This window comes from Nesterenkonia sp. AN1, assembly GCF_000582475.1.
In the GTDB taxonomy this organism is placed as follows: domain Bacteria; phylum Actinomycetota; class Actinomycetes; order Actinomycetales; family Micrococcaceae; genus Nesterenkonia; species Nesterenkonia aurantiaca.
Window position 1 is genome coordinate 162898 of the sequence record NZ_JEMO01000006.1, and the last position, 12008, is coordinate 174905.

Annotated in this window: 11 protein-coding genes; 8 read left to right on the forward strand and 3 right to left on the reverse strand. The window is 68.7% G+C overall.

Annotated features, from left to right (window positions below; genetic code table 11):
- Positions 1-74 precede the first annotated feature (74 nt).
- Positions 75-1448 carry an MFS transporter gene (locus tag BG28_RS04640; RefSeq protein WP_051500984.1) on the forward strand — a complete coding sequence of 458 codons (1374 nt, stop codon included), beginning with the start codon at positions 75-77 and terminating at the stop codon, positions 1446-1448.
- Positions 1449-1513: 65 nt separating this feature from the next.
- Here the strand turns inward: BG28_RS04640 and dcd are convergent, their stop codons facing one another.
- Positions 1514-2092 carry a dCTP deaminase gene (gene dcd / locus BG28_RS04645; RefSeq protein ID WP_036474542.1) on the reverse strand — a complete coding sequence of 193 codons (579 nt, stop codon included), beginning with the start codon at positions 2090-2092 and terminating at the stop codon, positions 1514-1516.
- A 99-nt stretch (positions 2093-2191) separates the two neighbouring features.
- Between dcd and BG28_RS04650 the strand changes: the two genes are divergently transcribed.
- The 7 genes from BG28_RS04650 to BG28_RS04680 all read left to right on the forward strand — a co-directional run bounded on the left by BG28_RS04650 (position 2192) and on the right by BG28_RS04680 (position 9436).
- Positions 2192-2554: an SseB family protein gene (locus BG28_RS04650; protein ID WP_036474544.1), complete on the forward strand. Its 363-nt coding sequence runs from the start codon at positions 2192-2194 to the stop codon at positions 2552-2554.
- A 194-nt stretch (positions 2555-2748) separates the two neighbouring features.
- Positions 2749-3711 (forward strand): AEC family transporter, encoded by a 963-nt coding sequence (locus BG28_RS04655; protein WP_036474546.1) that lies wholly within the window; start codon positions 2749-2751, stop codon positions 3709-3711.
- Between the two features lie 41 nt (positions 3712-3752).
- Positions 3753-4835, forward strand: a complete 1083-nt coding sequence (locus tag BG28_RS04660; protein ID WP_036474547.1) for a hypothetical protein — start codon at positions 3753-3755, stop codon at positions 4833-4835.
- 23 nt (positions 4836-4858) lie between these two features.
- Positions 4859-7426 (forward strand): HAD-IC family P-type ATPase, encoded by a 2568-nt coding sequence (locus BG28_RS04665; protein WP_051500985.1) that lies wholly within the window; start codon positions 4859-4861, stop codon positions 7424-7426.
- A 46-nt stretch (positions 7427-7472) separates the two neighbouring features.
- Positions 7473-7895 carry an aspartate 1-decarboxylase gene (gene panD, locus BG28_RS04670; protein ID WP_036474548.1) on the forward strand — a complete coding sequence of 141 codons (423 nt, stop codon included), beginning with the start codon at positions 7473-7475 and terminating at the stop codon, positions 7893-7895.
- 122 nt (positions 7896-8017) lie between these two features.
- A complete protein-coding gene (locus BG28_RS14230) occupies positions 8018-8455 on the forward strand; it encodes a hypothetical protein (protein ID WP_051500986.1) in 438 nt (145 codons plus the stop codon).
- Between the two features lie 87 nt (positions 8456-8542).
- Positions 8543-9436 carry a hypothetical protein gene (locus BG28_RS04680; protein ID WP_036474549.1) on the forward strand — a complete coding sequence of 298 codons (894 nt, stop codon included), beginning with the start codon at positions 8543-8545 and terminating at the stop codon, positions 9434-9436.
- Here the strand turns inward: BG28_RS04680 and BG28_RS04685 are convergent.
- Positions 9370-10785: an LLM class flavin-dependent oxidoreductase gene (locus tag BG28_RS04685; protein ID WP_051500987.1), complete on the reverse strand. Its 1416-nt coding sequence runs from the start codon at positions 10783-10785 to the stop codon at positions 9370-9372. The genes BG28_RS04680 and BG28_RS04685 overlap by 67 nt on opposite strands.
- Positions 10782-12002, reverse strand: a complete 1221-nt coding sequence (locus tag BG28_RS04690; protein WP_051500988.1) for an acyl-CoA dehydrogenase family protein — start codon at positions 12000-12002, stop codon at positions 10782-10784. Before BG28_RS04690 ends, BG28_RS04685 begins: the two co-directional genes overlap by 4 nt.
- Positions 12003-12008 lie beyond the last annotated feature (6 nt).

Consider the following 12008-nt stretch of genomic DNA (forward strand, 5'->3'; position numbering starts at 1 on the left):
ACGGCGAGTTCCTGGATCCAGGTTCTGCGGCGGGAATCCCCTCAATGTTAACAAACCAGGGTTACTATGCCGCAATGAGCACCACTGAGCCCGCGGCGGGCACCGTCCTTGAGCCGTTGAAGAAGCGGCTCATCGCGGTCTGGAGCCTGTGGAGCTGGGGCAACGCCACCGTGAGCGCGGTGATGGTCACCTTCGTGTTCGGCACCTACATCGCTGACGCGGTCGGGCCCGGCGGGCAGGGCACACAGTATCTGACCACCGCGAACACCATCGCCGGGCTGATCATCGCGCTCACCGCGCCGGTGATCGGGCAGCGCGCGGACAACGGCGGCCGACGACGTCGCTGGCTCGCCCTCAACACGCTGATCGTGATCGCGCTGGTCGCCGCCTGCTTCTTCGTGAAGCCGGACCAGGCCTACCTGGTCCTGGGGGTGACGCTGATGGCCACGATGACGCTCTTCGACGAGTTCGCGAACCTGAACTACAACTCGATGATCACCGATATCGCAGACTCCCCGCGGATGGGCCGGGTCTCAGGCATCGGCTGGGGCTCCGGGTATCTGGGCGGCATCGCGATCCTGGCCATCGTCTACTTCGGGCTGGTCGCCGGGGAGCCACCGCACCTGTTCGGGCTGGGCGAGGACGAGATGATCAATGTCCGGGCGGTGGCGCTGGTGGCGGCCGCCTGGTTCCTGATCTTCTCGCTGCCGCTGCTGCTGACGCCGCTGAAGACCGCCGATCAGGAGGTGGTGCAGGACCGGGTCAGCATCCTGGAGTCCTACCGCCGGCTGATCGGGCTGGTGGTGGGGCTCTGGCGCGAGGACCGGAACACCTTCTGGTTCCTGGTCTCCTCGGCGGTCTACCGCGACGGGCTCTCTGCGGTGTTCACCTACGGCGCGATTCTCGGCGTCACAGTCTTCGGGTTCACCACCTCCGACATCCTGCTCTTCGGCATCGCCGGGAACGTGGCGGCTGCGTTGGGCGCGTTCATCGGAGGCTGGTTCGACGACCGGGTCGGTCCGCGCCGGGTGATCGCCACCTGTGTGACCGCGCTGATCATCACCGCCGGCATCCTGTACTTCCTCGACGTGGAGCGCAGCCTCGGCGGCTTCGTGATCACCCCGACGAGCGCCTTCTGGGTCTTCGGGCTGATGCTCTGCCTTTTCGTGGGCCCGGCCCAGTCCTCCTCGCGGGCCTTCCTGGCCCGGCTGGCTCCGCCGAGCCGCGCCGGGGAGCTCTTCGGTCTCTACGCCACGGCCGGCCGCAGCGTGTCCTTCCTGACCCCGGGGCTGATCGCGCTGCTGCTGTTCAGCGCCGGCGGCAGCGATAAGGCGATCATCCTCGGCGTGGTGGTGATCCTGAGCATCGGACTGGCCACCCTGACGCTGGTGCACAATCCCACCGGTCCGGCGAAGATGCGTGAGCACCGGGTGCGCGGCGGCGGCTGAGCGCGGGGCGGCTCAGCGCGGCAGGCGGGCGGCTGAGCGCCGGGCGGCTCAGCGCCGCAGGCGGGCTACCTGATGATCGTGCGGTGGAAGTTCTCGTGGCTGCGCGAGGCCGTGGGCCCGCGCTGGCCCTGGTAGCGAGACTGGTGCGCACCGGAGCCGTAGCCGTGCTCGGCGGGAGAGCTCAGCTGGAAGAAGCAGAGCTGGCCGATCTTGGACCCGGGCCACAGCTTGATCGGCAGCGTGGCCATGTTGGAGAGCTCAAGAGTGACCTGTCCGGAGAAGCCGGGGTCGATGAACCCGGCGGTGGAGTGGGTCAGCAGTCCCAGCCGACCCAGCGAGCTCTTGCCCTCCAGGCGGGCCGCGACGTCCTCGGGCAGGGTGACCGACTCGTAGGTGGCGCCGAGCACGAACTCCCCGGGGTGCAGGATGAAGGGCTCCTCGGGATCCACCTCCACCAGGCGAGTCAGCTCCGGCTGGTCCGCCGCGGGATCGATGTGGGCGTATTTGTGGTTGTCGAACAACCGGAACATCCGCTCCAGGCGGACGTCCACGCTTGAGGGTTGGATCATCGAGAGCTCCAGCGGGTCCAGCTTGATCCGCTCGGCGTCGATCTCGGCTCGGATGTCTCGATCAGATAGCAGCACCTGCCCAAAATACCCCAGCGTCGCGCCGTCGGAGACGATCGGAGACGAGGTGGGCCTGCTCGCATTGCATTCTGTGCGCGTCCGTGATCGCGTAGAGGCATGACCGAGACACCCAATACTCAGCCAGAACAGACTCCCGCCGCCGAGACCACCGCCGAGCAGGCCGGCACCGCCGTCACGCTCGAGCAGGTCCTGATCCAGGGCCGGGACGGCAAGGCGGAGGCCGGCGAGATCATCCGTGCCTTCCTGACCAGCAGCGTCTTCTTCCTCAGCCCCGAGGAGGTCAGCGATGAGACCGGTTCGGTGAACCCGCTCACGCTGCAGGACAACGAGGGCAACCCGCTGATCGCGCTGTTCAGCACCACCGAAAACATCCCGGATGACTACAAGGAGCACGCTCCGCATGCCGTGGAGGCCCCCGGGGTCGCGATCGTGCAGTCCATCACCGGCGCGGCATCATGATCGACGCCGGCCAGGAGCATGGGTTCCAGATCTCCGCGGAAGGTGTGGAGCGGATCCGCACCGACTTCATCAGCCCCGCCGAGGACGCCGAAGCCCAGCAATGAGCTGACCTCCGCTGAGCGGCAGCGCCGAGCTCACCCCGGACCGGGCTAGAGTGATGAGCTGAATCTGCTGCAGGAGCCGGGAGGAGCGACATGGGCGCGGTCCTCTCCGGCTTCACCATCATCTGGCTGATCATCGGGGTCGGCTGGATCATCGGCAGGTTCCGGGTGCTGGGTCCCGACGCGCGCGTGGTGATGAGCCGGGTCGCGTTCTTCGTCGCCTCCCCCTGCCTGCTCTTCGTCACCATCTCCGAGTCCTCGCTGCGCGAGGTGCTGGGCCCGCAGTTCGTGATCGCGACCATCGGGGCGCTGCTGACCCTGGTCGTGTTCATCCTGATCGGACGCTTCCTGCTGCTCAAGGGGCGCGCGGGCTCCGATCTGATGATCGGCGGGATGAGCGGCTCGCTGGTCAACGGCGCGAACCTCGGCTTCCCGATCGCGGCCTATGTGCTCGGCGACGTCGCGCTCGCCGCACCGATCATCATGTTCCAGCTGGCGATCTACACGCCCATCTACGTCACCGCGCTGGACCTGCTCACCCGCGATCAGGGAAGGACGACGAAGGTGCGGCCGCGGCCGCGGATCTCGGCGGTGCGCAGCATCGGGCAGTCGGCGGTGAACCCGATGATCATCGGGGCCGGGCTGGGATTGATCTTCTCCTGGCAGGGACTGCGCTTCCCCGCCCCGGTGCAGGAAGCCATCGAGCTGCTCGCCGGCGCCTCGATCCCGCTGATGCTGCTGGCCTTCGGACTCTCCCTGGTGGGCAGCCGGCCGCTGGATCGGGCCACCGGTCGGCGTCGTGACGTGTTCCTCGCCGCCGCCCTGAAACTGGTCCTGCATCCGCTGCTCGCCTGGGTGCTCGCGGCCTTCGTCTTCGGACTCGAGGACCATCAGGTGCTGGTCGCCGTGGTCATGGCAGCCCTGCCCACGGCACAGAATGTCCTGGTCACGGCCGTGCGCTATCAGGCCGGTGAGGTCATCGCCCGCGACACGGTGCTGCTGACCACCATCGCGGCGATCCCCACCGTAGTGCTGGTCGCGGCGCTCCTGGGTTGAACCGCCCGGCACACCGACCGGTCATTGCTACGCTGATCCCTATGTCGCAGGCCCCTCACTCCGCCCCGCCGCCCCCACCGGAGGCGGCCGAACACCGGCCCTCCCACCGCGGGCTGCTGGTGGCCTGGGCGGCCGCGCTGGTCATGGCGCTGGCGGTCGGCGGCGTGGCGATCTGGCAGGTCAGCGAGAAGATCTACACCCCGGGCCACACCGCGCAGGAATACTGGGACTCGATCACGCGAGGCAGTGGATCCGAGGCGCTGGGGTTCTTCGATCCCGCGGCGCTCGACGCCGCAGAGGCCGACCCCGTGGACAGCGTGCTGCTCGACGGCGAGGCGCTCGCGCGCAGCACCGCCGGCATCGAGAACGCCAGGTTCGGAGAGACCTCCGGAGCGCAGACCCGAGCGGTGATGCAGTTCGAGGTCGAGGGGGAGCCATTCGAGACCCGGCTGCCGATGGCCGCGCCACAGAACACGCTGGCCTTCTTCCCGGACTGGGAGCTCACAACGGCCTCAATGAGTCGGCTGCAGATCGATGTGCCCGGCGCCGCCGCCGGCGGCATCGCGCAGATCACCGTGAACGGCGAGCCGGTGAACCTCGAGGAGGATTCCGCCACGCTGCGCAGCTACGTCCCGGCCGTGGTGGAGATCGCCGTGGACAGTGAATGGCTGGTCGGCAGCTCACGCTATGTGGTGGTCCAGGAGAGCGGTGCAGACGTCGAGCAGGACGAGGCCGCAGAGCCCCACCAGATCACCCTGGGGCTTGAGGCCTCCGAGGCCGCCCAGGCGATGCTCCACGAAGAGGTCCAGGCCTACCTGGACGGCTGCGCCGACCAACAGGTGCTGATGCCCGCTGGATGTCCGATGGGCATCAACACCCCCAACCAGGTGGTGACCGAGTCCATCCGGTGGAGCATGCCCGAGCCGGATGAGCTCACCCTGGACTTCGACGAGGAGGGCTGGGACACCGCCGAGACCGACATGGCGGCCACCGTCAGCTTCGACTCGCGGCACTTCCACGACGGCGCCGCGCTCGAGGAGAGCCACCAGGTCGACTTCGGCCTGAACATCGCGGTCGGCGCCAGCGGCGAAGAGCTGATCGTCGCGGTCTCCGGCTCCGATTGACCCTAACGGTAGACTCTGGCCCTGTGGCTGCCCAGAAGACTGCGATCCGCGACCCCGCGGAGACGAGGTCTGCAGTGGACCCCAAGACGCTTGAAGCCGCCGGGCTGAGCTCGGTCCAGGTGCTGGAACGGAACCGGCTGGGCCTCGCGAACGTCCAGCCCCGCACCACCTCGCGTTCAATCACCGACATCCTGCGCACCCATCTGATGACGCTGTTCAATCTGATCATCGGGCTCTGCGCGCTCGCGATCATCCTGCTGGGACGCTGGCTGGACCTGCTCTTCGCCGTCGCCGCGGTGGCCAACGTCTTCATCGGGCTCTTCCAGGAGTACAGCGCAAAGCGCAAGCTCGATGCCATCGCGCTGCTGCACCAGGACGAGGTGCGGGTGCTGCGCGATGGGATGCTCCTGCAGATCCACCGTGAGCAGATCGTGCTCGACGACGTGGTCGAGCTGCGCCGCGGCGACGAGATCCCCGCCGACGGCGAGGTGCTGCGCTCCGAGGGACTCGACGTGGACGAGTCGATGCTCACCGGAGAGTCCGATGCTGTGGCCAAGCGCCGCGATGACCGGCTCCTCTCCGGGACCGCCGTGGTGGCGGGATCCGGCAGGTTCCGGGTGACCGCCGTCGGGGAACGGGCCCATGCGGTGCGCCTGGCCACCGAGGCCAAGCGCTACCAGAAGATCAACTCTGAGCTGCGCCGCGCGATGGAGAAGATCGCGTTCTGGCTCTCGCTGGTGCTGATACCCATCGTCGCGGTGGTGCTCAACGGTCAGATGCAGGCCTTCGGCGGCTGGAGCGCCGCCTGGGAGTCGGGCCAGTGGCGGGACGCGCTGGTCACCGCGGTGTCCTCGGTGACCGCCATGGTCCCGCAGGGGCTGGCTCTGATGACCACCATCGCCTTCGCCGTGGCCGCCGTGAAGCTCTCCCGGGAGAACGTCCTGCTGCAGGAGCAGCCGGCCGTGGAGATCCTCGCCCGGGTCGACGTGGTCTGCCTGGACAAGACCGGCACGCTGACCGACGGGACCATCGCCTTCCACCAGGCCACCGCGCTGAGCCCTAGGGGACTGCCGGACCCCGCCCGCCGCGACCCGGACTCCACCGCCCTGGAGGGGACCCGGGAGTGGGAGCAGGTGCTGGCCTTCTTCGGCGCCGATGAGGGCGCGAACGCCACCGCGGCCGCGCTGCGCGCACCCTACAGCGCGCTGCCCCGGCACCGGGTGGCCAGCCAGGTCCAGTTCTCCTCGGCTCGGCGCTTCTCCGCGGTGAGCTTCGCCGCGGACGCGGGCGGCCTGGCCGGGCACTGGGTGCTGGGCGCCCCGGAGATACTGCGCGGGGAGGCCACAGATCCGCAGGTGCACACGGAGGCGCTGCTGCGCCGCACCGACGAGCTCTCCAGCCGGGGCCTGCGCACGATGCTGCTGGCCCATGCGCCCCTGGATGCTCCGATCCTTCCCGGCGGCACCGGGCCGCTGGGCCGCGGGCAGCGGCTGCCGCGTGGACTCGTCCCGGTGGCGCTGCTGACCTTCAAGGAGAACGTGCGCCCCGAGGCCCACGCCACGCTGGAGTATTTCCGCGAACAGAACATCGCACTGAAGGTGATCTCCGGGGACTCCCCCAAGACCGCGGCCGCGGTGGCCCGCGAGGTGGGCATGGTCATCGAGGGCGACGCCGTGGATGCCTCCACGCTCACCGAGGATCCCGCGGCGCTGCGCGAGGTGTTGGAGCACCATTCGGTGTTCGGCCGAGTCTCCCCCGAGCAGAAGCGCACCATGGTGGAGGCGCTGAAGGCGGCCGGGCATGTGGTGGCGATGACCGGGGACGGGGTCAACGACGCCCTGGCCATGAAGAAGGCCGACCTGGGGATCGCCATGGGCGACGGCGCACCGGCCACCAAGGCCGTGTCACGGATGGTGCTGCTGGACGGGCGCTTCGACCGGCTTCCCTCGGTGCTGGAACAGGGCCGCAAGGTCATCGCCAACACCGAGCGGGTGGCGCATCTGTTCCTGTCCAAGACCGCCTATGCGATCCTGCTCGGGCTGATCTACGGGCTGCTGTTCTGGGAGTTCCCGTTCCTTCCGCGCCAGTTCTCGACCGTGGACTTCCTGATGATCGGGTTTCCGGCGTTCTTCCTCGCCCTGATGCCCAATCCGCGGCGCTACCGCCCGGGATTCCTGCGCCGCTCGCTGTACTTCTCACTGCCGACGGCGATCGCGATCGTGCTCGCCGTGGTCACGGTCAGCGCCTTCGGCCGGTACCTGCACGAGCCCGCGGGGGCGATCCAGACGGCGGCCACGCTGTGCCTGACCGCGGTGGGGCTCTGGGTGCTCAACGTGGCGCTGCGCCCGCTGACCTGGCCCCGGGTGGCGCTGATCGGGAGCATGTACCTGCTCCTCGCGGCGGTGCTGCTGGTCCCGATCTCCCAGCAGTACCACCTCTTCGCGATGCCCTCGGCAGAGCTGCTGACGGTCGCGCTGATCTCCAGCGTGCTGGGCTGCGGGCTCGTGGAGGTCGGGAGCCGGGCGGTCACCGCGCTGACCCAGCGCCGTGCCGAGCCGGGGAATACCGCGCTCGGCTCGGACGCTGGATAATGGACCAGGTGATGAGAACACTTCCTTCGTCGAAAGCGAGCCGAGCATGCTGAGGACCGTCCTGGGCGGCAAGATCCACCGCGCCACCGTGACCCACGCGGACCTGCACTACGTGGGGTCCATCACCGTGGACACCGATCTGCTCGAGGCCGCCGGGATCGTCGAAGGTGAGAAGGTCCAGATCGTCGACGTCACCAACGGCGCTCGGCTGGAGACCTACGCCATCGCTGGCCCACGCGGCTCCGGGGTCATCGGGATCAACGGCGCCGCCGCCCACCTGGTGGATCCAGGTGACCTGATCATCCTGATCTCCTATGTGATGCTCGACGCCGCCGAGCTCGCCGCCCACCAGCCGAAGGTGGTCCACGTGAACGGCGAGAACCGGATCGTCGAGCTGGGCCAGGATCCGGCCGAGCCGGTGCCCGGCGCGACGGACCAGCTGAACCCGCGCACCGCCGTCGTCGGCTGAATCAGGGTGAAATCAGGGGCCATCAGGGGTCATGGCCGTGACATCGGTCTGCAAAGCAGACTAAGTTCTAGAGGGACTCGTAAGACACGAGAGACTCATCCACCGTCAGAACGGAGTTGACCATGCGACTGTTCACACTGGGCGCCGGCATTGCCATCGGCTACATCATCGGCAGCAAGCGCGGCCAAGCAGAATTCGAGCGGAGCCTCAGCGCCGTGAAGAAGAGCGCCGCGGAGACCTGGAAGGACCCCAAGGTCCAGGACACCGTGACCAAGGCCGGAGAGACCGCCAAGCAGTACGTCTCCACCGTGGCCGACTCGGTCAAGAAGCACGCCGACGACGCCGCCGCCCCGGTGACCGACGTGGCAGTCGACGCCGCCGCGCGCGCCGAGGACGCCGTGAAGAAGGCCGGCGCCAACACCGAGAAGCTGGTGGATCAGGCCGCCGAGAAGGTCGAGAAGCAGGCCGACGCCGCGGACAAGCAGGCCCGCGAGTCCTCCAACGGCAACAGCTCCTCGAGCGGCTCCTCGAGCAGCTCCTCCGGGACCAACGCGCGCTGAACCCAGGCACTGACAAGCAGTGAGGGCCGTGGGCACTCGCCTCTCGAAAAGGGCGGGAGCCCGCGGCCGACCTATATCCTGAGACCTATGCCGACTGAAGAATCCGTCACCCGATTGATCCGCGAGACTCTGGGCAGCCGTTCGCTGAACGAATACCCGGAGGCCCCGCGGCATGACCAGCTCCTGGGGCGAGCCCTGCGGCGCAGGCGAGTGACCTTGAAGCCGGTGGGTGAGCACGGCCTGGTCTTCGTCTTCGGCGGGGTGGTGGTCGGCGGGATGGACTCGGTCGTGACCACCCTGGTCAGTGCCCACGCACGCCGGATCGTCGCGGATCCACAGCTTCTGCGCCGACATCTGGAGCTCCAGGAGGTGCCGCTGGCCGCAGAGCCGACCGAGGCTGGGGAGCCGACGCAGGCCACGGAGCTCGCAGCGCCGTCCACGATCCGTGCCTTCGTCGTGGGCGAGCGGGTATCGGCCTCCTTGCTGCGACTGCCGGCCACGGTACTCGGCGACGGCCGCTCAACGCTGGAGCAGCTGCTGCAGGCCGACGCCCAGGCCCGCAGCAGACATGCGCTGCTGGGAAGCACCGCGCTGCCCAGCCCCTCTGAGGCTTCGATGCCGGCTGCGCGGGAGAAGCTGCGCCAGCGGGGCCTGGACCCCGATGCGGTGCCCGCCAAAGACGCGCTCGTGCGGCTGCAGGACTCGCTGGCGATCTCGGCCGGCGGGCTGACCATCGATGTGACTGCCACGCTGCCCGATGCGCTGCACGAGCTTGCGGTGGACGCAGTCATGGCAGTCCCCGGGCTCTTCGCCGCCGCCGTGGATCTCCAGGTCCCTGACCTGGAGTCCGCGGAGGGCGCCGTCGTGGTGGCGGTGCTGCCCGATGCCGATATCAGCCTCGCGCATCTGCCCGGTTACGGGGAGCCCAGAGACGTCGCCGGCGCGATCGCCGAGGAGATTCTGCTGCGCGCCTCCCGGTGATGGGCCCGGCGCGCGGGGTGATCCGCGCCCAGGTGCGGCCCTGCTTCGAGCAGCGTCTCACGCAGCGTCACCGGGGTCTCGGGGCGCTGTGGCAGCAGGCCGCGGCGCTGCAGCTCCGGAGTCACGAAGGTCTCGAAGCGTTCGAAGTCCGCGGGACGCACAGCCGCTGAGATGTTGAACCCGTCCACCCCGGAGAGCTCCTTGAACCGGACCAGTTCATCGACGACCTGCACCGGGTCCCCGACGATCAACGGACCCCGCCCACCGATGGAGACGAACTCCGCGACATCGCGCACGGTCCAGCGCCGGGTCGGGTCCTTGGTGAACATCGCCAGCGCCGACCGGTTCGCCTCGGTGGTGACGTCGGTGAGGACGTCGTCCTCCTGCAGCCCCGAGAGATCCACCCCGGTCCACCCGCCGAAGAGCGCGAGCGCCGAGGCGGTGTCCACGTACTCGCGGTATTCACGGAGCCGGGCCTGAGCCAGCTCCTGCGTCTCGGCCACGATGATGGTGGCCATGGCGAAGAACCGGACAGATTCGGGATCCCTGCCCGCCTCCAGCAGGGCGTTCCGGGTGCCGGAGACCTGGGTCGCCAGCCGCTGCGGGGAGGAGCTGATCACGAAGATCGCCTCGCCGTGGTCCACCGCGAACTTCTGACCCCGAGGCGAGGAGCCCGCCTGGAAGAGCAGCGGCGTGCGCTGCGGCCCCGGATGGGTGAGCATCTCACCAGGCACATTGAACCACTCCCCCTGATGCTCGATCGGGTGGACCTTCTCCGGGTCCACGAAGACCCCGGTGGACTTGTCCGCCAGCACCGCATCCGCCTCGAAGGAATGCTCGAAGAGCTTGTACATCACCTCGAGGTACTCATCAGCGCGGTCATAGCGCTCGTCGTGCGGGATCTGTGCGGCAAGTCCGAGATTGCGCGCCGCGGAGTCCTGGTAGCTGGTGACGATGTTCCACGCGATCCGACCCCGGGTGAGATGATCCAGGGTGGCGAAGCGTCGGGCCAGCGCGTAGGGCGGTTCATAGGTGACCGAGGCGGTCAGCCCGAAGCCGAGATGCGTGGTGGCCGCCGCCAGCGCGGGCACGATCACCTGAGGGTCCAGCAGCGGAAACTGCACTCCGCCGCGGGCCGCGGCCTCGGCGCTGCCGCCATAGACGTCATAGACCCCGGGGATGTCAGCCAGGAACAGCGAGGAGAATCCGGCGCGCTCCACGGTCCGGGCGAGCTCCGTCCAGTACTCGAGCGTGTCGAACTCCTCGATCCGGGATTCTGGGTGGCGCCACAGGCCTGGGGACTGGTGCACCGGGACCAGCATGTCGAAGGCGTTGAAATGGATGGTCATGAGCTCTCCTTGGCCTCGCCGATGGCGTTGAGCCCCTGGGGCACGGTGCCGTTGATCTCGTACTCGCCCAGCGAGCGGGCACGAAAGACGATCGGGTTGTGGGTGGCGATGGTCTGCGCGTTGCGCCAATGCCGGTCCAGCGCCTTGGTGCGCAGCGTGGCGGAGGCGCCCACAGTCTGGAAGAGCTCCGAGGTCACCGCCAGCACCAGCTCGGGCACACTGACCTGGGCCTGTTCCACGGCGATCTCCGCCTGGTGGATCGCACGCGGGGGCTCACCCTCGAATCCGGGGTCCCCGGTGCCGGCCTGCAGGCCTGCGCTCAGCGCCCGGTCCAGCGTGCGGGCCGCCTGGAGCACCGCGGCCTCGGCCACGAAGGCCTTCGAGGACATCCGACCCACCACCTGCTGGATCAGCGGGTCCTGGCTGAAGGCCTGCCCCGCGGTGGAGGTGTTGAAGGTGCGGGTGCGCCGGGCCAGGGTGGAGGTGGCGTCTGCCAGCGCGGCCCTGGCGATGCCGACCTGCACGGCGAGCAGGTAGAGCTGGAAGAACGCCGCCTCATGGACCGATTCGTGGTCCCCGGGCCGGCGTGCGAGCACCGCGAGGTCCTCCACCGCGACCGAGTCCAGCAGCGTGGTGCCGGTGCCGGTGAGCTTCTGCCCGAAGCCGTCCCAGTCATCGAGCAGCGTCACTCCGGGGGCATCGGTGGGCACCACCGCGAAGCGCCGCCCTTCCCCCTCAAGAGCCTGGGCGGCCGAGACCCGGGTATAGCTGGAGAAGATGGTGCCGGTGGAGTAGTACTTCTCTCCGGTGAGCAGCGCGGCGCCGTGCTCGTCGCGGTCGAGTCGGGTGTTGAGGCTGCCCAGCGCGTTGCCGCCCTTCTCGGTGGAGGCGTTTCCCACCGTGGCGCCCTGGCGCACTCGGTCGTACCAGAGCTCACGCACCGGCGCCGGCTGGAAGCGCAGTGACTCGACGAACCCGAAGTGGCCCCGGTAGAGGTGGGCGATGTTGGAATCGGCTTCGGCGAGCGCGATCACCTCGGTGATCAGCTCCTGAAGACTCAGCTCCTCGCCGCCGAACTCGACCGGTACGCGCAGCGCGCCGAACCCGGCGTCGTCGAGCCAGCCGACCTGCTCGAAGGGCAGGGTCCGTTCCAGCTCCCGCTGCACGGCACCTTCCCTGATCCGGCTCAGCAGCTCGGTCGGAATGCTGCGACTCATGATCCG

Excerpts from the sequence above, each read along its gene's own strand:
- BG28_RS04640 (WP_051500984.1), top strand. The coding sequence starts at position 75 with ATGAGCACCACTGAGCCCGCGGCGGGCACCGTCCTTGAGCCGTTGAAG.
- BG28_RS04650 (WP_036474544.1), top strand. The coding sequence starts at position 2,192 with ATGACCGAGACACCCAATACTCAGCCAGAACAGACTCCCGCCGCCGAG.
- BG28_RS04655 (WP_036474546.1), top strand. The coding sequence starts at position 2,749 with ATGGGCGCGGTCCTCTCCGGCTTCACCATCATCTGGCTGATCATCGGG.
- BG28_RS04660 (WP_036474547.1), top strand. The coding sequence starts at position 3,753 with ATGTCGCAGGCCCCTCACTCCGCCCCGCCGCCCCCACCGGAGGCGGCC.
- panD (WP_036474548.1), top strand. The coding sequence starts at position 7,473 with ATGCTGAGGACCGTCCTGGGCGGCAAGATCCACCGCGCCACCGTGACC.
- BG28_RS14230 (WP_051500986.1), top strand. The coding sequence starts at position 8,018 with ATGCGACTGTTCACACTGGGCGCCGGCATTGCCATCGGCTACATCATC.
- BG28_RS04680 (WP_036474549.1), top strand. The coding sequence starts at position 8,543 with ATGCCGACTGAAGAATCCGTCACCCGATTGATCCGCGAGACTCTGGGC.
- BG28_RS04685 (WP_051500987.1), bottom strand. The coding sequence starts at position 10,785 with ATGACCATCCATTTCAACGCCTTCGACATGCTGGTCCCGGTGCACCAG.
- BG28_RS04690 (WP_051500988.1), bottom strand. The coding sequence starts at position 12,002 with ATGAGTCGCAGCATTCCGACCGAGCTGCTGAGCCGGATCAGGGAAGGT.